General features: G+C 41.9%; 18 protein-coding genes, 4 tRNA genes and 1 pseudogene. 12 read left to right on the plus strand and 11 right to left on the minus strand.

What is annotated here, in order from left to right:
• Positions 1 to 28: 28 nt before the first annotated feature.
• Positions 29 to 1201, minus strand: a complete 1173-nt coding sequence (locus tag FTU62_RS14355) for an acyl-CoA dehydrogenase family protein (protein WP_168379120.1) — start codon at positions 1199 to 1201, stop codon at positions 29 to 31.
• Between the two features lie 181 nt (positions 1202 to 1382).
• Here FTU62_RS14355 and FTU62_RS14360 point away from each other — a divergent pair, with 181 nt between their 5' ends.
• From FTU62_RS14360 to FTU62_RS14380, 5 genes are all read left to right on the plus strand, one after another.
• Positions 1383 to 1640, plus strand: a complete 258-nt coding sequence (locus FTU62_RS14360; RefSeq protein ID WP_078189264.1) for a succinate dehydrogenase assembly factor 2 — start codon at positions 1383 to 1385, stop codon at positions 1638 to 1640.
• Positions 1633 to 2019, plus strand: coding sequence for a hypothetical protein (locus tag FTU62_RS14365; protein WP_111885419.1), 387 nt, complete (start codon positions 1633 to 1635; stop codon positions 2017 to 2019). The genes FTU62_RS14360 and FTU62_RS14365 overlap by 8 nt, the downstream gene beginning before the upstream one ends.
• A gap of 518 nt (positions 2020 to 2537) precedes the next feature.
• Positions 2538 to 3620, plus strand: a complete 1083-nt coding sequence (locus FTU62_RS14370; RefSeq protein WP_180077067.1) for a hypothetical protein — start codon at positions 2538 to 2540, stop codon at positions 3618 to 3620.
• A 41-nt stretch (positions 3621 to 3661) separates the two neighbouring features.
• Complete coding sequence (gene rrtA / locus FTU62_RS14375) at positions 3662 to 4234, plus strand: rhombosortase (RefSeq protein WP_078192449.1); 573 nt, start codon at positions 3662 to 3664, stop codon at positions 4232 to 4234.
• A gap of 191 nt (positions 4235 to 4425) precedes the next feature.
• Entirely contained in the window at positions 4426 to 6627 is a 2202-nt protein-coding gene (locus tag FTU62_RS14380; RefSeq protein ID WP_180103016.1) for a TRAP transporter large permease subunit, read from the plus strand.
• Positions 6628 to 6714: 87 nt separating this feature from the next.
• Here the strand turns inward: FTU62_RS14380 and FTU62_RS14385 are convergent, their stop codons facing one another.
• The 6 genes from FTU62_RS14385 to rnr all read right to left on the minus strand — a co-directional run bounded on the left by FTU62_RS14385 (position 6715) and on the right by rnr (position 13436).
• Complete coding sequence (locus FTU62_RS14385; RefSeq protein WP_180103017.1) at positions 6715 to 7590, minus strand: DMT family transporter; 876 nt, start codon at positions 7588 to 7590, stop codon at positions 6715 to 6717.
• Positions 7591 to 7656: 66 nt separating this feature from the next.
• Positions 7657 to 8094, minus strand: coding sequence for a hypothetical protein (locus tag FTU62_RS14390; RefSeq protein WP_180103018.1), 438 nt, complete (start codon positions 8092 to 8094; stop codon positions 7657 to 7659).
• A gap of 16 nt (positions 8095 to 8110) precedes the next feature.
• Positions 8111 to 8320 carry a YheV family putative zinc ribbon protein gene (locus FTU62_RS14395; RefSeq protein ID WP_171256675.1) on the minus strand — a complete coding sequence of 70 codons (210 nt, stop codon included), beginning with the start codon at positions 8318 to 8320 and terminating at the stop codon, positions 8111 to 8113.
• A gap of 40 nt (positions 8321 to 8360) precedes the next feature.
• Positions 8361 to 10400, minus strand: a complete 2040-nt coding sequence (locus FTU62_RS14400) for a M3 family metallopeptidase (RefSeq protein WP_180103019.1) — start codon at positions 10398 to 10400, stop codon at positions 8361 to 8363.
• Positions 10401 to 10772: 372 nt separating this feature from the next.
• Positions 10773 to 10907: a hypothetical protein gene (locus tag FTU62_RS17500; RefSeq protein ID WP_257223233.1), complete on the minus strand. Its 135-nt coding sequence runs from the start codon at positions 10905 to 10907 to the stop codon at positions 10773 to 10775.
• Positions 10908 to 11018: 111 nt separating this feature from the next.
• Positions 11019 to 13436, minus strand: coding sequence for a ribonuclease R (rnr, locus tag FTU62_RS14410; RefSeq protein WP_180103020.1), 2418 nt, complete (start codon positions 13434 to 13436; stop codon positions 11019 to 11021).
• A gap of 268 nt (positions 13437 to 13704) precedes the next feature.
• On the opposite strand from rnr, the gene FTU62_RS14415 reads away from it, so the two are divergent.
• From FTU62_RS14415 to FTU62_RS14430, 4 genes are all read left to right on the plus strand, one after another.
• Positions 13705 to 13794: transfer RNA gene (locus FTU62_RS14415), tRNA-Ser, on the plus strand.
• 15 nt (positions 13795 to 13809) lie between these two features.
• Positions 13810 to 13886 (plus strand) — tRNA-Arg (locus FTU62_RS14420).
• Between the two features lie 45 nt (positions 13887 to 13931).
• Positions 13932 to 14008: transfer RNA gene (locus FTU62_RS14425), tRNA-Arg, on the plus strand.
• 488 nt (positions 14009 to 14496) lie between these two features.
• Positions 14497 to 14573: transfer RNA gene (locus FTU62_RS14430), tRNA-Arg, on the plus strand.
• A 93-nt stretch (positions 14574 to 14666) separates the two neighbouring features.
• Here FTU62_RS14430 and FTU62_RS14435 read toward each other — a convergent pair.
• Positions 14667 to 15947, minus strand: a pseudogene (locus FTU62_RS14435) (SRPBCC family protein).
• Between the two features lie 184 nt (positions 15948 to 16131).
• Here FTU62_RS14435 and FTU62_RS14440 point away from each other — a divergent pair.
• Positions 16132 to 16629, plus strand: coding sequence for a YcxB family protein (locus tag FTU62_RS14440; RefSeq protein WP_078189254.1), 498 nt, complete (start codon positions 16132 to 16134; stop codon positions 16627 to 16629).
• A gap of 8 nt (positions 16630 to 16637) precedes the next feature.
• On the plus strand, positions 16638 to 17303 hold the full coding sequence (locus FTU62_RS14445; RefSeq protein ID WP_267967533.1) for a fumarylacetoacetate hydrolase family protein: 666 nt from the start codon (positions 16638 to 16640) through the stop codon (positions 17301 to 17303).
• 54 nt (positions 17304 to 17357) lie between these two features.
• Here the strand turns inward: FTU62_RS14445 and FTU62_RS14450 are convergent, their stop codons facing one another.
• Complete coding sequence (locus FTU62_RS14450) at positions 17358 to 18128, minus strand: tetratricopeptide repeat protein (protein WP_180103021.1); 771 nt, start codon at positions 18126 to 18128, stop codon at positions 17358 to 17360.
• 96 nt (positions 18129 to 18224) lie between these two features.
• Entirely contained in the window at positions 18225 to 19040 is an 816-nt protein-coding gene (locus FTU62_RS14455) for a helix-turn-helix domain-containing protein (RefSeq protein WP_111885935.1), read from the minus strand.
• Between the two features lie 103 nt (positions 19041 to 19143).
• Between FTU62_RS14455 and FTU62_RS14460 the strand changes: the two genes are divergently transcribed.
• Positions 19144 to 20073 (plus strand): DMT family transporter, encoded by a 930-nt coding sequence (locus tag FTU62_RS14460; RefSeq protein WP_180103022.1) that lies wholly within the window; start codon positions 19144 to 19146, stop codon positions 20071 to 20073.
• 54 nt (positions 20074 to 20127) lie between these two features.
• Here FTU62_RS14460 and FTU62_RS14465 read toward each other — a convergent pair whose 3' ends face one another.
• Positions 20128 to 21375, minus strand: coding sequence for a YihY family inner membrane protein (locus FTU62_RS14465; RefSeq protein ID WP_180103023.1), 1248 nt, complete (start codon positions 21373 to 21375; stop codon positions 20128 to 20130).
• Positions 21376 to 21419: the final 44 nt, after the last annotated feature.

A 21419-nucleotide genomic window follows, 5' to 3' on the forward strand; every position in this document is an offset into this window, starting at 1 on the left:
AAAGCCCATCAGATGATGGGCTTTGTTGTTATAAAGAGCGGGAAATCAGCTCTTTCATAATTTCATTGGTACCTGCATAAATACGATTGGCTCGATTGTCGATATAAGCCCGTGCAATTGGATATTCAAGCATATAGCCATAGCCACCATGCAACTGCAGACATTCATCCACGACTTTGGAAAACATTTCTGAAATTTTGTATTTAGCAGCGGCTGCAGCGTCAATACCGAGCTGTTCCTCAAGTTGTAGTTCCATACAGCGATCTAGATAAGCTCGACAAAAATCGATTTCAGTACGTAGTTCTGCCAATTTAAAACGGGTGTTTTGGAAACTTGATACCGTTTTGCCAAATGCCTTACGTTCTTTGGTGTATTGAACTGTGTGCGCAAAGGCTGCTTCTGCACCGGCTTGGCAAATAATCGCAACCAACATGCGCTCCCAAGCCAATTCCTTCATCAGCATCATAAAGCCCATACCTTGCATGCCGAGTAAGTTGCTTTTAGGGACGCGGACATTATCAAAGAACAGTTCACAGGTATCCTGACCTTTCATGCCAATTTTGTTTAAAGGTTTGCCTTTACTAAAACCGACGCGATCTGCCTCGACGATAATTAGCGATAAATTAGCTGAGCCTTTTTCACTATTGCCTGTCTTACAGACCACAATCGCCATGTCACATAAATAGCCATTGGTGATAAAAATTTTTGACCCATTAATAATATAGTCATCACCATCTTCTGTAGCAGTTGTGCGTACGGCTTGTAGGTCTGAACCTGTGCCCGGTTCGGTCATTGCAATGGCAGTCACGGTTTCGCCAGAAGCCATTTTCGGCAGCCAATGCAGCTTTTGTTCTTCATTGCCAAAGTTATGAATATAATTGGCCACGATGTCGGAATGCAGTGAAAAGCCAGTAGAGGAGTCCATGGCATAGGCCTGCTCTTCAATCAGAATCATGCTATAGAGTCGGTCTACACCATAGCCGCCATAAGCTTCGGGCATGGTCGGGCAAAGCAAGCCCATGGCACCGGCTTTATTCCATAAGTCACGGTCTACATGTTGTTGTTTTTCATATTTTTCGATATTGGGCACAACTTCTTTTTCATAAAATTTTCGTACTGTTTCACGAAATGCATCATGTTCTGCATTAAATAATTGACGTGGCAGCATGTTGTTGAGTGGGCGAATCGCTCCAGATTGCATTTTGAATATCCTATTCATTTTTATGGCTTTGTCTCAACTTATAAGATGCAGCGAGTGACTGCAATGTGCAGAACATTCAAAAGCAGGAAATGCGATGAAGCATTCGGTCAATCTGTGAAAACACTCCACTTCAATGGGGTGGATGAGTTACACTAGACGGGTTCAACGATTGGGGAAGACAATGACTGATGAAATCAGCTTAGAAGAGCGTAAAGTGATCTACCGTGCACGTCGTGGTTTAAAAGAGATTGATGTTTATTTTGATCCCTACGTCAAAAATTACTATTTACAAGCCGATGCAGCTGAAAAAGACATGTTTGCAGAACTCGTTGCTGCAGAAGATCCAGATTTGTTGGATTGGTTTATGGAAGTTAGTGAACCGCCACGTCCTGAATTAAAAACGTTTATTCAAAAATTAAAACATTACGTTCATGGATAATCGGCAATTCAAACTGAAACGCAGTTTTTTATCGCATGCGTTTCAGTTTTTTATTTTTGCGGTATTGATGACGCTGCTTTATCAGTTACTAACACCCATGCTTTGGGGGATATTTTTTCTCATCGGGCTAGTGGTTTATGTTCTGTTTTTCCGTAAGCATTTACACGTCACCAGTCTAGAATATTTGGATGGAACTGATTGGTCTTTGCAACGACTGAACCGCCCAGTACAACGTGTTCAAATTAGCCATATTTTGGATCATCAAATGTATATTGTGGTGTACTTTATGCATGCACGTGCAAAACCGGTGATTATTTGGCGCGATCAATTGTCATTGAAACAGTGGAAATCACTCAAAGTATTGGCCAAAATGATCTAATTGTTAGACAACCTTATTTTTTAAAATTCAATAAAATACAAATATTTCATTATCTTATCTTGTAGGTAAAATAATCTTGTCTGACAGGATTGGATTTTATTGGCAAAATATTTAAATTGTCAGACAATTTTAAGCTGTGCGGTGATTCTCTGCCTATATATTAGCCTTACCAACAGCCCTTAAAGGAAATCATCATGATGATGCCAACTTGGATGTTTCTGGTAATAGCGATTGTGTTAGCAATTGTTATAGGACGACTAGGAACAGTGCTGAAGGAACAGTTAACTCAAAAATAAGCAGTCAAACGCTTTCACAGTTAATAAGTAGCATGTGCCGAACCGTCGCTATGCTACTTTTTTTTGCCTAAAATTTAGTCTTTCTAAAAAATCAGTCAATTGCATTCAGCGTGATTCATGGCACAGTGTGTCGTTCAAATTAGAGCAAATACTCTTTTATTCATTTTTTGCTTCTGATATGTTTGTCGTGATGGACATAACACAATTATAGAGGACAGGAAAATGTCGAGCGTCCAAAAAATATGCCAGGGTGTGGCAGTTGTAGCAATAACAAGTACATTATTCGCGGGTTGTTCGCAGGTTGTAAAAACCGGTGCTAATGTCGCACTCGGATTTACCGAAAAACATATTGTGCCACCCATTTTAGCCATGGAAGATGCTGAAATGGTGTGTAATTCAGGTAATTCATTAACTCCAGCCATTATGGCCACCAAAGATATGGGCGCAGACCCAACACGTGTGGCTGTGTTGATGTATTCAGCAGCAGGGATTTGTGCAGAACAAAAAGCCTTGGACGCAGAGTTACGCTATTTACGTGCATCTAAAGCCAACCAAGTGACCGAAGCACAGGATGCCCGTGTTGAGCAAAAGCGTTGGGCGGCACTTGCGGCACAGCGTCAATATACCGGCTATCAATTATTTCAAGATCGTTTTGAAAAGAAGTATAAGAAAAGTCTAGGTGAAGGCTGTCCAAAAATGAACAGCGACATTGACCAAACAGTGTATATGTTGGGAATGTTAAGTGGCTTACAGGCCATGACCAATGATATTAACTCAGGTGGGGCGGTAAACGTTCCGAAAGACATTGCTGCGATCGTTGAACGCGGTATGGTGTGTCTGAATAATGAAAAATTCTGGGGCGCACCAAATGCAACCCGCGCTGTGATCTGGACGTTATTGCCGGGTGCAGGAGATGGAAAACCTGATCCATACCAAACCTTAAAACAATCGGCGCAAATTGGTGAGCAAAAAGGCGTAAGACTGTCACATGCGTTATATGCAGTTGCTGCACAAGCCAGTGGCGATGATGCGAAAATCCGTGATGCCTTACGTACCTTTGCACAAGCGCGTAGTGATGAAAAACCTGTTAACCCGCAATTTAAGCTTATCGACAGTATGGCTGAAAGCATGGTGAAAGGGATTTCAGATCGTTATTGGACTGAACATACAGGCGTTCGTACCGGTGATGATGGTATGGAACATTTCTGGGATGAAAGTGCCAATAGTTCCGAGCTTGATGATTTGTTTAGTGGTGATGCTGAAAGCAGTGGTGCTACAGAAACGAGTGGTGCTGCAACAAATTAATAAAGCATGTAGTCCAAATGTGAGGTACAGGAGGAGCGAAAATGAAAACACAATTTTTAATTCCGAAAATTGTCTTTCTTGCCGTATTCGTTTCGATCTGTGCCTCGCTACAGGTATTTAAAGACTATTTTATCTACTGGCAAGATGATTTATTTCATGACTTTTGGCGCTTATGGACGGCCCATTGGGTTCATGTTGGTTGGATTCATTTTGCTTTAAATATGTTGGCCTTTATCTGCTTACCGTTTATTTTTCCAAGAGTTTCAATATGGCACTTTGTTGCCATCTTATTGATTTTATCCCCTTTAATCAGTCTAAGTTTCTATTTTTTCCTTCCCGATATTGAAGCCTATGCAGGATTATCTGGTGTCTTGCATGGCGCCTATGTTGCGGTCGCTTGCGTACATTTAATGTATAAGCGGGAGCGAAATTTTGCAGCCTTTGTCCTCTTGCTGATTTTGGCAAAATTGGTGTGGGAAAATACCGTAGGGAATACCGGAACGGCAGAATTAATAGGAAGCCCCGTTTTAGTCGAAGCCCATTTATTGGGGGTGATTTGGGGCATTGTCATCGCCGTGTTTTATCTTATTGGTAATTATTTCTGGGATCGCTAACGCACTTTAGGTGATTGGGTTGACAAAAAAAACCGAAAAGAAAATACATATTGTCATTTTAATGTTTTGAATATTGATGCAAATTTAAACGTAATAATAAAACAGTTAGGTCAGGGAAAGGAACTTCTCGAGCCGATAAGGAAAAGGATGCTTAGCCCCGCTAGGCTCCAAAATAAAAAATAGGAAGACTCATGCAAAATGATACACAAAACAGATCCGGCATCGTCGGGCTGTTAAGGTATGTCTGGACAGAATGGATTTCGACTCTAGTCGTGTTGATCTTGCTTCTGCTTACATTGATTATCGGGACAGGGGAGATGATTCATGGTCAGCTTCTGCGTACTGGTGAGCGTTTGTATGGTAATGAAAGCATTGGGATGCAGTATTCATTTTTACGTGCAGAACCGACCAAGCCAGATTGTGACCGCCACCCAGATGTAGAAAAAATGGTGCAAACGCAAATGAAAGCCAATGCGGCGGATGAATTTGCTGACATTTTTGGTACAGCATCTGAATCCGATGTACGTGCATCAGTCATGGCAGGTGTACAGCAATGTGAAGAAAAATTCCAATTTTATGACAAAGCAAAAGCTTATTTAGATGAGCATCCAAGTATTCGTACTTATCGTGCGATTGAAACGACATTCTTTGGCATCTTTAAATTTGGTTCTGAAAACCGTGTATTGATTCTTTTATTGATGGTCTTGGTATCTGCCATTACCGCTTCAGTGAAATTTCACCATATCGGTCTACGTGCGCCAACAACACGCTTGGATTATAAAGTCTATGCTTTATTCATGGCGATTGGTAATGGCCTATTAACCTTCTCGGTATATAGCCAATTTAATTCAGTCCTGAATTCTGGGGTGAAATCGACCACAGAAACTTTGGCGGTATATTGGTTGTGGTTAGCCCTGTTTGGTATTGTCACCCTCATCAGTATTTATCAGTTCTTTAAACCACCTGCGGCGAAAGAGCAGGGGGCGGGGAATATTGGTTTTGCGCTATTGAGTGTACCGTTGTATGCCTTTATGGCGATTATTACGGGTGTAGCATTTACCTTCTTTATGGACTACCCAATGGGTCAGGGGATTTACCTCGGACAATTGGTCGAATTCTCTGGGATTTTCCTGAACCTTGCACTGTTTATTTGGGCCGGGATGTTATTGACCCAAACGCGTGTGATGGATTTGTTCTTGGGGATTTTACGTCCATGGAACTTAGCACCTGAGACCTTGACGTGGTTAATTCTGATTGCCGCGGCGATTCCAACCGCTTATACCGGTGCTTCAGGGATTTTCGTTGTGGCAGCCGGTGCAATTATTTATAAAGAAGTGTGGAACTCTGGCTCTCGTCGACAGTTCGCACTCGCTGTATCTGCAATGTCAGGTTCCTTAGGTGTGGTCATTCGTCCGTGTCTATTGATTATCTTGATCTCGATGCTTGATAGCCGCCATGTCACGTCAGATGAACTATTTGATCACGGTATCTATGTGTTCTGGCTAACAGCATTCTTGTTCTTGGGTATTTCACTATTCTTGGCAGAAACACGTTTCCGTGTGGCATCGCCGAAAGTGGCTATTCCGGGCATGCTCAAAGCATTCATTCCCGTGATTCCGTATATTGTACTGACCTTGCTTGTGATTGCTTTCTACAAGTACGGTTTAGATACACAAATGGATGAGTTCACCGCGCCTGTGGTTCTACCGATTATTCTGATTGTTTACATTATGTTTGACCGTTGGTTTGCAGATCGTTTTACTTCGCAAACTGTAGATGCACATGAACAACTCAGCTTACAACATGAGCAAAGTTCTGAGTTCATGCGTGAACATGGTGGACATGGGGCTAACCGTCGTGGTTTCGGTAGTTCAATTTGGTTTGCTTCTTCAGAAACGGTTGGACACATTGGCGCATTAATTATCTTAATGGCCTTGTCGGCAAGTGTCGGCGGTTTGATTGAACGGACAGAGATCGTTGAATTATTACCAACGCATTTGGGCAATATCTATATTTCGTTGGCCTTTATCGCATTGTTGTTGGCGATTATTGGTATGACGACAGATCCATTCGGGGCAGTGATTTTGGTTGCAGCAACGATTGCACCAGTAGCTTATGAAAATGGTATTCATCCGATTCACTTCTGGATGATCGTTTTGGTTGCCTTTGAGCTCGGTTATGTTTCGCCACCTGTAGCGCTGAATCACTTATTGACACGACTCTCCGTCGGGGATGAGGAGGTGCGGGCAGCAGATGCAGAAGCAAAAGCCCAATACACCAATTTCTATTATCGCTATGAACGTTGGATTTTACCGATCCTTGTATTGTTCCCAGCTTTGGTGATCGTGACTTATGCTCCTTATATTCTGAAACTGTTTGGTTGGTACCAATAAATTCGCAGTGAGCTATACAAAAAGCACCTTCGGGTGCTTTTTTATTGAATAAGGGGCTGTGCGATTGATGGTAAGTGAATGAGACTATTATGACTCTTTAAATTTATTTTGTAGGATCGGACTACAAAGCAAAATCGCTAAAAATATAAAAGCAAAGCCGAATAGGCTGTAAATATCTGGCAATTCTTGCCACAGTGTAAAGCCCCAAATACCGGCAAAAATAATCGCGATATAGTTGACGGGACCAATTTGACCTGCGGGTGCAAGCTTATAGGCATTGGACATAAAAATTTGACTGATATTGGCCAAAAGTCCCGCTGTAATCAGAAAAGCTAACTCCTTTAAACTATAAGGACGCCAGAGCCAGAGCATCGGGATCATCGATATGAGCGTGCCAAAAAAGCAGAAATAAAACACGATGCGTTCAGGTGGTTCAGTTGCTGTAAGGGCACGGACAGTGACAAATGCCATGGCTGCCAAGAAGCTTGCGGTCAGTCCGATCAGTGATAACTGATTGAACATTCCTGCATCGGGCTTTGCGACGAAGAGGACGCCAATCAAACCAATGACTGCGGCAATGAGCATACTCAGGGTCATTTTTTCTTTTAAAAATAACCATGCAATTAAGGGGATGAAGATCGGCGAGGAATAGGTGAAGACCATGGCATTGGAGAGTTTTAAGTGGGCAATGGCATAAAAAAAGCCATACATTGCCACCAAGCCTACAATTGAACGCCATGTATGCATCCACAATTTTTCAGTTCTAAAAAATGTGCTGCCCTTTTGTAGGATCAAAGGTAGAAAGATCAATAAGCCAACCGCATTGCGAAAAAAAACGATGGTGGCATTATCTACTGTGTGAGATGCGAAGCGTATACAAACCCCCATAATGGAAAAAAGCAGCGCTGATAGCATGAGAAAGCCAATTGCTTTGGGGATATTTTGTGGTGTAGTAGTGGACATAACAAAAAGGCTAGAATATCTGATGATATTCTAGCCTATAAGTACGCATGGTGTAGCAGAGGTCGGTTATTTTGCTTGTTGTGCTAACTGTGCTTCGAGTAATTTAATTTGTTCTTCTTTCAGTTTAATCAGCTCATCTGCATCTGAATGTTGCTGTTTTAAGCTTTGCTCCTGATCATTCAATTGTTGTTGAATGTCATCTAATTTGGCAATTTCCTCTTTGGCTAAAGAGGCATTTTCAGGTACAGCTGCATCTAAAATGTCTTCTTCGACCAATTTAAGGGTTTCAGTCTCTGCGACAGGGACTGATGCTTCAGTCTCAGATTGGACAGGGGTTGCAACAGGCGGTTTAGCCGGTGCAGCGACCAGTTCTTCTTGAAGTGCAGATTTATCTGCTGTACTGCTGCTTAACCATTGATATGCAAAAAAGATAGCAATCAATAACGTTAAGCCCCCAATGATTCCAACTAACAATTTTGGATTATGTCTTTGATCTTCTGTCATTGCTTGACCTTAATTTTTATTTAGGCTGACGTGGCTTAAATTGGATCACACCGATATCGTCTGGCACGGCAGGTTGTTCAGGTTGATCGACATGAGTCGGTCGATTTTCACTGTAACCACAATCAATGCATTCGATCCATTCGTCTTCGCCAGAGGTCAGCATGACAACCCGGTCCATCGCTTGGCATTTTGGACATTTTGCACCTGCAATGAAGCGTCGTTTAATGGTCATCATACTTACCTTGAATCTAACTAAGGTCTCTAGTTTAAGCGTTTTTAGATGCGTTCGTCCAACCTTGATGACGCAGCAAAGCATCTATTTTTGGCTCGCGTCCGCGGAAATTGATAAATGCGTCAAGTGCCGTATCTTTTCCGCCAACTGCTAGAATAAATTGTCTAAACGACTTGCCAGTCGAAGTATTAAAAATTCCTTCATTTTCGAATCGGTCGAAGGCATCACTTGCCAAAACCTCTGCCCATTTGTATGAATAATAACCAGCAGCGTAACCACCTGCAAAGATATGACTGAAACCATGTTGGAAACGGTTGTACGAAGTAGTGGGTGCAACTGCATATTTTTGACGAATATCGTCTAAGGTTTGTTGGATGCCTGCAGCGTCCAAAGCAGGGTTGGCCTTATGGATATTTAAGTCAAACATGGCAAATTCAATTTGACGTAATGTTTGCATCCCAGACTGGAAGAAACGTGCATCTTGCAGTGCTTTTAGCAGATCGGCTGGTAAAGTTTGTTTTGATTCGATATGTTCACTGAGTAAATCTAAACTTTCTTGATCCCAAGTCCAAAATTCCATGAATTGACTTGGTAGCTCTACTGCATCCCACGCCACGCCATGTGTACCAGCCACAGCAATATTATCGACTTCAGTGAGCATGTGATGTAAGCCATGACCAAATTCGTGGAACAACGTCGTTACTTCATCATGGGTAAGTAAAGCAGCTTGCTCACCGACAGGTGGGGTAAAGTTGCAGACCATGTAGCAAATTGGTTTTTGCAGACCATTTTCAGTTTGCATGCGTGAACGGAAGCCGCTCATCCATGCGCCGCCACGTTTACCGCTTCGTGCATACAGGTCAAAGTAAAAACCGCCAATCACGCTGCCTTGATCTTCAAGTTCAAAATAACGTGCATCAGGATGCCAAACAGGCGCTTCACGCTCGATTACATTGATGCCATAGAGACGATTTACAATGCTGAACAAGCCTTGAATAATTTTAGGTGCAGGGAAGTAGGGCTTCAGGTCTTCTTGTGACAAATTAAACTGTTTAACTTTGAGTTTTTCTGAATAGAAAGTGGCATCCCACGGTTGCAACTCAGTGATACCGTCTTGCGCTGCAATGGCTTTCAGTTCAGCGATTTCTTTCTCTGCTGGTGCACGCGCATGTTCTGCCAATTCAATCAGGAACTGATCTACTGTTGCCACATCGGGTGCCATTTTGCTTGCTAAAGACAATTCGGCGTAGTTGTTAAAACCAAGCAGGCTAGCCATTTCCTGACGTAGTTTCAAGATTTCTTCCATGACCGCTGTATTATCAAATTCAGCAGAGTCTGCCTGATCAGAAGCACGTGTGGTATAGGCTTTATAGAGTGCTTCACGCACTTCGCGGTCTTCTGCATAGGTCATAATGGCAATATAAGACGGGAAGTCGAGTGTGGCTACAGCCTGTTCGAGTTCGCGTTGCTGACCATATTGTTTCAGAAGTTCAATACTGCCTTGAGGTAGTCCTTTGAGCTGCGCTTCAGTTAAAGGTTTGAAGTAGGCTTGGGTGGCATCCAATACGTGATTGGAAAAGTCTGATGATAACTGTGAAAGTCGTGCAGATATTTCTGCATAGCGTTTTTTCGCTTCACCTTCTAAGGCTACGCCTGAAAGTTTAAAATCTCGTAACGCAAGTTTAATCGCGCTTTGCTGTGCTGCAGGAAGCGTGTCGAATACACTGTTGTCATGTACATGCTGATACGTTTGATACAACACTGTATGTTGACCTAGCTGCGTATAGTACTCACTCAGGCCAGGTAATAAAGATTGATAGAGTTCACGAGTTTCAGCATTATTCATCACAGCATTTAGATGCGAGAGCACACCCCAAGCTTCACTCATATTATTTTCAAGGTCATCGACCTGTTCTAACGTATTCAGTTGTTTTTGTACCGAATCTGGAACAACCGTCAGTTCATTTAGAAATTGTTGACCGTGTTGAATCGCATTTTGAATTTTTTCTTTGAGTTGATCTAAGGTAATTTGATCAAATTGAGGAACGGGCAAAGTTGCCTTTTCTAAAGTCATATTTTCTACTTCATATAAATCCTGAGTTATTTATAGATGTAGGGTTTGTTGCAGGTTAAATCAAGGTTTATATTTTTATTCTTTATTATGAAATAAAAAGCCTACATGTAATGCAGGCTTAATGATGAATTAACAATCAGGATCAATCACAAAATTTGTTTGATTGAATTTCTGCCACGAGCCTGTTGCCGCACCATCAACCACTAAAATAGAAATAATTCCCCAGTCGACTAAAACCCCGAGAAGGGTTGTAGGGTCAAACGTTTTTGTAGGAACGACTGTAGTCGTTTTACAGCCTGTTTTTTCAGCCTTTAAAACATAGTTTTCTTTCTTTTTAAAAGTATAAACAGCATTGTTTTTACCTATATACTATTAATTTACATAGAGTTTTGCATCGGCATCGTTACTACGAATGTTGACCGTTTGAGATGAACCATTAAACATGGTTGCACACCCTGTGCTGAATAAAATTGAACATGTTAGTAGTACAGTAAATATTGTTTTCATAATAACTGCCGTTAAAAGACGGCTAAAAGATAGTAATATTAGTTGAAATATCAAGCATTTAATTTTAATTTAAGAATCAAAAAGAGCGCCGAAGCGCTCTTGATTTAAACCTTAATCCGCAGATGATTTTGCATTGGATTTTTTCTTTTTCGGTTTAGATTTTTTCTTCACTTTATCTTTAGCCTTCGCTTCAGATTTGCTTGCAGATTTTTTAGCAGGCTTTTTACCGAATGAACTGGGCTTAGATTTCGATTTTTTGCGTCGTATGGGCTGTTCTCCATCTTCAGCAGCGTTGGTTTTACGCTCTGAAAAGACTTCTTCTTTGGCTGTAGGCTTTGCAACACGAGGGGCACGCGCTCGAATAGCACGACCTGCATGACTCAATTGTTGAATCAATTCAAAGTCGATTTTGCGCTCTTCTAGATTTACACCAGCGACTTTAATTTTCACTTCATCGCCGAGACTGAAAACTTGACCTCGAGATTGACCAATTAAGCTCTGACTCGGTTGGTCATAGATAAAGAAGTCATCACCCAATTGGCTGACGTGGATCATGCCATCAACATATAAGTCTTTGAGCGTTACAAATAGGCCGAATTCAGCAGTCGCACTGATGGTGCCGACAAACTCTTCACCTAAATGCTGCTGCATGTAATGGCACTTCAACCATGTAGTGACAGAACGAGAAGCTTCATCTGCACGGCGCTCGGTCGCAGAGAAGTGTTCACCTGCATCATCCAGCGAAGCGCCAGAAATTGGGTAAGGTTTTTTCTTCAATTGTGCTTTGATGGCACGGTGAAGTAACAAGTCTGGATAACGACGGATTGGAGATGTGAAATGCGTATACGCTTCATAAGCCAAGCCAAAGTGACCTGCATTGTTCGCGCCATAATAAGCTTGCATCATTGAGCGGAGTAAAACGGCATGAATGCTTGGAGCATCAATACGGTCTTTGGTGGCATCAATCACGGCTTGATAGTCAGCTTGAGTCGGCTGTTCAGGGAATGGTAGCCCCAATAACTTCACAAAATCACGAACCTTTTGAATGCGTGAAAACTCAGGTGGCTCATGCACACGGTACAGCATTGGAATTTCATTTTTTAATGCATATTCTGCCGCTGCGACGTTTGCCAGCAACATACATTCTTCAATCAGTTTGTGTGCATCATTACGGCTACGCGGTAGGATTTCGTTAATACCGCCTAGCTCATCAAAGGTCATATAAGTTTCAACGGTTTCAAATTCCATCGCGTGGCGTTCAGCACGTAAGCCTTTCAACACTTGATACAATTGGAATAAGGTATTGACCGATTTACGTACATCACGGTCTTCAGGAATGGCTTGACTATTACCCTCAAAATATTCGGCCACTTGAGTATAGGTCAAACGAGCTTTTGAATGCATTACACCCGGATAGAACTCAAACTTAGTGACACGACCCGCGCGAGATAAGTTTAAATCACAGACCATACATAAACGGTCTACGTGTGGGTTCAAAGAACATAAACCATTCGACAGCGCCTCAGGCAACATCGGCAATACAAAATGAGGGAAGTACACCGATGTACCGCGCTCTTGAGCTTCGTCATCGAGCGGTTTACCCGGACGTACATAATGGCTGACATCGGCAATTGCCACCACAACACGATAACCACCACCCGGACGTTTTTCCGCATACACGGCATCATCGAAGTCACGGGCATCTTCACCATCAATGGTGACAAGTGCTAAATCACGTAAATCGACACGACCTTCACGGTCTTGTTCTGACGGTTCTTTAAAGCTGTCGGCTTCTTGTTGTACTGCTTCAGGGAATTCGTAAGGTAAACCAAATTCTAAAATGGTTTGCGGAATAATAATTTCAGTGTCTGCTTTATCAGCCATCGACTGAACAATATGACCTGTCGCAAATTCTTCTTTGGTTGGGTAGCTGTCAATCGCAATACGTACAGAGTCACCGAGTTTGACTTTGGCATGCTCGATTAATTCTCTTTCTAACGTAATCGGTTGGTGTGCATTGGGATTTGCCGGCTGAATAAAATATTCACCTTCATACTCAGACACTTTACCAATAATTTCTTTGACACGATGCTGTAGAACTTCAGTAATAAAGCCCCATGCTTTGCCTTTACGGTCTACCGAAGTTTGGCGGACTTTAACACGGTCACCATTAAACACCTGACGTAACTCACGCTCAGGAAGTAAAAGGTCATCTTCACCGCTAATATTGGCTGTGCCTAAACCTTTTGAGTTGATATAAACCGTTGCTTCATGAGTCGGTTGCTCAGCTGCAAGCTGGAACTTAAATCCATCTTTCATCAACTGACCATCTCGAACCATCGCAATCAGACGATGACTCAGTGCATCAATACTTTTTTGATCGGCAATTTCAAAATGTTCTACAAGATCGGCATGCGACATTGCAGTTTTCAGTTGTTCAATCGTCTCTTGAATCAGAGTACGGCTTGGAATTGGATTGTCATAACGTTCGGCTTCAGCTTTTGCTTCAGGGTCGACCCAGTTTTTCATATGTATTTGGCTTCAAATCAGAAGATTAGGATTAGCATAAGTCATGCAAGCAGATACTGCACGCAATTGATTGCAATAAAGTGTTTTATGCCGATATTTTATAAGGTTTAAAGCTGAAATGTAGGGGACAGCAGTGTGCGCTGAACTAATTTTGCACTAATTTTTTGAAAATCGTTTAAAAAATATCTAATTGAGTAAAAAAATGAAAAAAATATAACGACTGTGCTTGCAGTCGTATCATGATCTTTGTATTATGGCGGCACGTTACGGTGAGATGGGTGAGTGGCTGAAACCACATCCCTGCTAAGGATGCATACGGGCAACTGTATCGAGGGTTCGAATCCCTCTCTCACCGCCACGATTTACTTATGTCGCGCTCATAGCTCAGCTGGATAGAGCACTTGGCTACGAACTAAGGGGTCGGGAGTTCGAATCTCTCTGAGCGCACCAATAAGTAAATCTGAAAACGTAGTCTTTTAAGACGACACAAGTTACGCGCTCATAGCTCAGCTGGATAGAGCACTTGGCTACGAACTAAGGGGTCGGGAGTTCGAATCTCTCTGAGCGCACCAACTTGAACAAATTACCGCACATGTTGCGGTTTTTTTGTGCCTGTGATTTATCGTTTTGATGCAGCCTGTCTTTTGTCTTTTGTCTTTTGTCTTTTGTCTTTTGTCTTTTGTCTTTTGTCTTTTGTCTTTTGTCTTTTGCTTTTATAAAGCGTTCTATTCCATTTGCTTTCTTCAACAGATTAACGCTTATTTCAGATGTTCATGGTGATGCATTTTTTTTAAAGCTAAGATAAAGAAAAGTTGGGTGAGTTAAAGCCGTGATTCAATGAGGGCAATATATTTTTTATCCATTTTGAGCATTTATACGTGAGTATTGCTAAGTTTAAATTTCAAACTTGTGATTCAAAAGCCATTAAAAAAGTAAATCTAGCTGATTTTTAGCGTGTTTAAAGGGTAATTGTTTATTTGCTGTGCGTTTGGTTAAATTTATATGAAAAAGCTCTTAACAAAAAATAAAAATCACGTATAATGAGCCTCATCAAGACGTCGCGCTCATAGCTCAGCTGGATAGAGCACTTGGCTACGAACTAAGGGGTCGGGAGTTCGAATCTCTCTGAGCGCACCAACTTGATCAAGATTGAAAAAACCGCACATGTTGCGGTTTTTTTGTGTCTGAAATATAGCTAAAAACAATAAATTCAGCTCATCACTCGAGGTTCTAACTTAACTTCTGTTTAACTTTGAGTGCAAAGACCGTATTTCCGCCTAAAGCCGGCAACATGTCGTGATACGGCATACTGCGCATAGCACGAAGTAAAAACGGTGCTTTGTCATCAATCTTCACCGCACTGGTCAATTGTAATAACGACCCTTGTTGTAAGGGGCGAATATGCATTGCACCTCGGACAAACTTTAGGTCTCCACCGGTTGCGGTATATTGATTTTGCAGTAAGTCGGGATAGTTAAAACGCATCTTAAAATCAAAGGGAATATTGATCACACCTAAACCCACCGAAATTTTATAGTCGGCATCCATGAGGTGCGGATTAATTTTCTGTACTTGCATATGTTTGACTTGTCTTGGAAATAAGTGCTTGAACGAAGACACATTAATCCAACGCTGTAAGCTCGAAGGCTCTTGTGCATAATATTGAAAACTGGTGCTAAAGCGCATCAATTCATAATTTTGCCCAAAGGGAACGCGCTGCGCTGTCAAAATAAAGGACACAGGTTCTTTCGAGCTTTGACTTAATTGGGTGACTTTGTCGAGTTGAGAGGCATTTAATTTGAGTTCAGGCAATTGATTTGCAGCGAGAGTTTCGCTGCTAAAGGCTTTAAATCGGCGCTGTAATGATTCGAGTAAAAAACCATTGGTTCCCGCAGGAATCCCTAATTTAGCATCGGGTAAGGCATTTAATATTTTGCTAAACAAAAACCTTTGGGCTGATTTAAATCGCCCCATTGGGTCACACTAATCAAGGTGTGTTGCATCGATCTCAAACCATTCAATTTTTCCTGCACCAAAGGGCACCGGTGCTTGCAGAACCAAACTATTAATGCTGTTGTGATCAATTTGGTGCTGCATCACCACGGTTTCTTTAAAGTTTAAAACCGGAATTGGTGTTGGAATATGGATGCGATATTCAACTTGGCTGGTTGAACCTTGCTGTTGCAAAACCTCAGCAGATTTTAGCGTGGGAAATAAGCCGGCATAGTTTGGATAATTACTGAGTAATCTCGCCACATTTTTGCTGTTGGTGGGGATAACCACGGCGGCACTTTGAAATTTACCAATGACTTTTTGGCCTCCTTTCATCGTGGGCAGACTAATCTGCTGTGAGGGATGTGCAAAAATCACGATGTGATCACCGGCAAGATTTGCCAAGGCTTTGGCATTGCCATTAAACAAGTCCAAACTACTAGGAATCTGGGGTTGCCATTGAACGAATTTGGCCCAACTGGTCGATATGCTCAGTCCACTCAGAAACACCAGTATCATGATTATTTTTGTTATCTGCATGTCACATCCTGCGTATGCAATCTTTTATTTGTTGCTGTTTTTAACGTATTTCTAGGTGGAAGGGAAGTAGTGAAGTGTTACAACCGACCATTAAAAAGCATGAAGCAAGTTTGAATTGTGGTGTAGTATTTAGCGCAATTCATTTTTAAATATTCATAAGCTTATGTCTGAGAATCTACCTGCATTATCGCTGCGCTATTTTTTAAATCTAGAAGAATCACAGGATGGTTTTGCACTAGCTACTTTTGGCAAAAAGCAATTTACGCGTTTTTTAACGCCAGCCATTAGCCTTGGGATTATCATCTGGGGTTTTTACTTAGGTGTAGATGGTGTCGGTGCCTACTATGTTGGGCTGGGTGCTTTCTTTTTACTTCTTCAGGGTATCATGCGTTATTGGTTTTTACCGATGATGTTTAAACGTCAGTTTGTAAAATACCAATTAGGCAAAAGTGAACAAGGTATTGATTTATTTCAAGACTATGCAGAAATTCATGCCAATGGGCGTAAGAATGTCTTTCATTATGCTGAAGTGGCAAATTTTGCTGAAGGCAAATTGACCTATATGCTTGAGCTGAAAAATAAAACCGTGATTATTGTGCCGAAAAGTGCATTTAAAGATACTGCGGACCAAGCGATTTTTAGCAATACTTTTCAGCACTAAAACAATCTATTCATAACAAAAGAGGGAGTAGTATGCAGTCACGTCCATCTAAAATTGTTTGCGTCGGTCGTAGTTATGCAGATCATGCCAAAGAATTAGGCAATGCAATTCCTGACCGTCCTGTACTTTTTATGAAGCCGCCAAGTGCATTAACCGCATTAGACCAAGGCATCTCATGGAATCCTGCATGGGGCAGTTGCCACTATGAGTGCGAATTAAGTTTACGTATTGATCGTCCTTTATCGGCTGAAACTGATCCACGCAAAGCCTTAGAAGCAGTCGGAGCTGTGACTTTAGGGCTAGACCTGACCTTGCGTGATCTACAAGATGACTTAAAGAAAAAAGGTCAGCCGTGGGAACGTGCCAAAGCTTATGATGGTTCTTGTATCCTTGCGGATTGGGTCGATGTCCAAGAGGTGGTTCAAGATTGGAAAAATGTGCATTACACCTTGCATGTCAATGATGAACTGCGTCAGAACGGTGATACTGCATTGCTGATTTTTGATGTGGGTACTTTGTTGGCAGATATTAGCCAAGTGTTTAGTCTTGAAGCAGGTGATGTGGTCATGACCGGTACGCCTGCAGGTGTCGCGGCACTACAGTCAGGTGAGCAGTTGAAAATGACGCTGAAAGGAAAAAATCAGGATTATATCTGGACAACCTTTGTCAAATAATCTGTGGGCTAAATATAAATAAAAGGCTGCTTAATGCAGCCTTTTTTGATTGACCTATTCATGACTGCTTGGCGGTGGTTCATTGGGTTGTATAGGGCCTGTCTCTTTCCATGCTTCATAGGTCTCGGCCATATACTTTGAGTCGGTGTCTCCCAATGCACCTGCTTTGGCATACCATTGTCGCGCTTTTTCACCATCACGAATGTCATAATGATAATAATGTGCCATTTTCATCGCCGCGTCAGCATCTTGCCCTTGTTCTGCGGCATAGCTTAAATATTCAGCTGCTTTGTCGGGTGTTGACGAAGGATGTTCAGAAAAATAGTGTTGATTTCCCAAGACTTTGATCGCTTCGACATTCTTTTGTTTGGCTGCTTTTTCATACCAAATTTGCGCTTGGTGCTTATCTTGAATTAAGCCTTTTCCAGTGTCGTACATCCAACCAACGGTATATTCAGCAGCAGGATCATGAGTCTTTTTTGCAAGGTCTAGCACCCAGTGTGCAAGGAAAATATTGCCATCTTGCTGCATCTTTCGAATCACTTGATCTGCATGCGGGTTACCTTGATAAGCTTGGGTCATCAACCATGCGAATGCGTCCGTAGTGCCTTGATCCGAAGCAGCTTTGTACCAATGTACACTTTGTTCGATATTTTGTTCTGTGCCTGTTCCACTGAGGTATAAATCACCCACTTTCATTTGTGCGGTCGCATCACCACTTTGAGCTATTTTGAGCGCGGATTTAAATTCACGCTGTTCTTTGGAACTACAAGCCATTAAAAATACGGCAGATAAACACAGCGCTAAAATGGTTTTTTTATTCATTCGAAATGGAGTCTTTATCATTCTTCGTGGATTTTTTGATCTTAACGGATTGTTGAATCACTTTATAGAGACCCTTATAGCTAAATTTAAACACATTTAGGGCTTTAAAGCGGATTTCCTAAACTGATCTGGGGTGCAAAGCATCCATTTTTTAAACATATTTATAAACGCTGAGGCATTGGCATAGCCAAGTTCTAAGGCAATATTTTCGACGGTTTGGCCTGCGTTGAGCATGGACATGGCTTTCATGACTTTGAGACGTTGTCGCCATTCATGCAGGGACATCCCAAGTTCTTTTTGACAATAACGCGCTAGAGTACGTTCCGTCATATTTATCCGCTTTGCCAATTGCTCAAGCGCGCTCTGATCCGCAGGATGTTGATGTAAATAATCAAGCAGCTGTTTGAGGGCAGGGTGATCCGAATGCGGTAAATAACTACTGACTAGTTTGGCTTGATGCAGTTGATCTAAGATCACATGGAGTAAGCGTTGATATTCGGCCGTATTTTCCATGAGATCGGCTTGTTGATGCAACAGACGCAAATGGCTGAATATCGCTGTAACTAAAGGTGAGCTGAGTAAAATCCCCGGTTGTTTCGGTAAGTGAGTACATAGCGATTCATGTACATATAAGGTTCCATGTGAAACCGCTGTACGATTTAAACCACTGTGTTCTAAATGTGGGGGAAGCCAGATGCCATAAGGCGGTGGGGTAATATAGTCAATCTGATTGATATTCACTTCCATTACGCCATTAAAGGCATAGACAAACTCGCCCCAAGCATGTCCATGAACGGGATAAACAGACAGTGCAGGATCGTCACGAAAACTGATCCACAGTGCTGCTTGAATTTCATCGTTGGTGGGAAGTTGTTGCAACTGCGTATGATCTGCACGAGCTTTATGACGCATGAGAAATTTTGCCTGAATAAGAAGATCACTTGTCTATTTTGAAGTATATATTTTATTTCTGACAGTTCTATAGTGTTGCTTATCGTATTGTCGAGTAAATAGTGTGGAACAGCATAAGGCGCTAGATGCAAAAGCTTCTGGTTTGATGATTATTTTGTGCATGATTTTAGGGATTCAACAGGTCATTTTGAAATTGGCCGCGGTTGATATTGCGCCGATCATGCAAATTGCCATCCGATCGGGTTTGGCTGCGCTGTTGGTCTTTCCACTGATTCGTCTTAAGCCGGGGACACATTTATATACTCGAGAATACTTGCTGCCGGGTATCTGGTTGGCGTTTTTATTTTCAGCCGAATTTATTTTAGTGGCAGAATCCCTGCGCTATACCTCTGCATCACATACCGTTGTCTTGCTCTATACCGCACCGATATTCGTGGCACTAGGTTTACATTGGAAGTTGCCTGAAGAAAAGCTTACAGCGATCCAATGGGTCGGTATTTTTATTGCCTTTTCAGGAATAGTACTGTCGTTTATGGGACGTGAAAGTAGTACTACAGTCAACACTCAAGCCCTGTTGGGTGATGCGATGGCATTACTTGCTGGGGTGATGTGGGCCTTAACCACTATTTCATTAAGACTCACCAAACTCTCTAATGCACCTCCGACTCAGACCTTGTTTTATCAGCTAGTTGGTGGTTGCGTGTTTTTATTACCCGTGGCGTGGCTGACAGGACAAATGACTGTACATTGGACGGTGTTGTCCATCAGCAGTATGATTTTTCATGTGCTCATTATTTCATTTTTTAGCCTGATGCTTTGGTTTTGGCTGTTAAGTAAATATCTGGCCAATGGTTTGGGCGTTTTTTCATTCCTTACTCCAATCTTTGGTCTAGTCTTTGGCGTATTGATCTTAAACGAAACGATTGAACTGAACTTTATTTTGGGAACGGCCTTAGTAATGGTTGGAGTGATGACGGTAACCTTGCATCGGTGGTTGTCTAAATTGATGGGACATCAGTGCACAGCGATCTAATATCATGTATAAATTAAAAGGGAGAACTGCAGTTCTCCCTTTTAATTTATACGGTTATTTTTCTTCAAAAATAGTCGCAAGCGGTATCGAGAGTTTGGCCGCAAGATAATCATCCGATTCGACCAATTGCGGCCCAATTTTTTCCATCCAAACATCATGTGGATCGACGCGACCTAAATCTTGCCGTTTAGGGAGCGGATAGGGCAGCTTACTGTAAAAACTCCAAAAGTCCACTTGGGTTAAATTACGAACTAAAACATAATGATCATCATCTGTACGTTTAATCAGGTGTTGCTCTTCAAACAATAAAATATAGCTTGGCAGGCGGCCGATTTCATCACGCCCTAAAACCTCAAGCGCTTCTTTTTCTGTCACGCTCTGACCGAGTTTTTGCTTTTTATAAAATAATTCAAGCAAATCCATCAACATAATAACAGGATGACGTTTTTGGTCGTTGCCCGAATTGAAAGCTGTCAGTGCATAACTAATTTCTACCCCAATCAGTACGATATTCCATGAAAGGAATATCCAAAGCAGGAAAATTGGCACTGCAGCAAAAGCACCGTAAACGATTTGATAACTGGTGAAATTTGACATGACAAAACCAAAGAGGTTTTTGAGTAATTCAAATACCACGGCACTAAAGACACCCGCGATCAGCGCCGCCTTAATCGGCACACTGCGGTTGGGAATCGTCCAATACAGAATGAAAAAACCTAAAATGGTCAATGAAAAAGACAAGATCCACAGCAGAAAAGCCCCATCCAGTTCATAGCCGGCAAAATTATTGCTGAGGACATTCATAGAGGCCAAGGTAGATGACACAACAAATGCGCTACCCAGTAAGATTGGGCCTAATGAGATAATAGTCCAATAGCGCATGAAGCCAATTATGCCGCCACGTGTCTCACGCACCCGCCAAATTCGGTTAAATACCGTCTCAATACTGGTCAGCATCATGACTGTGGTAATGAATAAAAACAGCACACCTATCACGGTCAAGTTACTGGATTTATCGGTGAATGCATTCAGTGCTTTATCAAAAGCAATTGTCGTTTTCGGTAGAAAATTACTATAAATCAATTGTTGAAGCTGTTGACGAGCAGGCTCTAAGGCATTGATTGATGAGATGATGACCAAAAATACGGTCAACATGGGTACCACTGCAAACAAGGTGGTATAGGTCAATGATCCTGCTTGTTCACGGCAGCGATCGGCTTCAAAACGTCGAATGACAAATAAAACAAACTGAAACCATTTCTTGTCGTAAAAGGGAAGTTTTTTTAAAAATGCTTCGATCATGCTTTCAAGTCTCGAGTTATTTTAGTCATGTTTATGCAATTTTC

Source organism: Acinetobacter sp. YH12126, from assembly GCF_013418745.1.
GTDB lineage: Bacteria > Pseudomonadota > Gammaproteobacteria > Pseudomonadales > Moraxellaceae > Acinetobacter > Acinetobacter amyesii.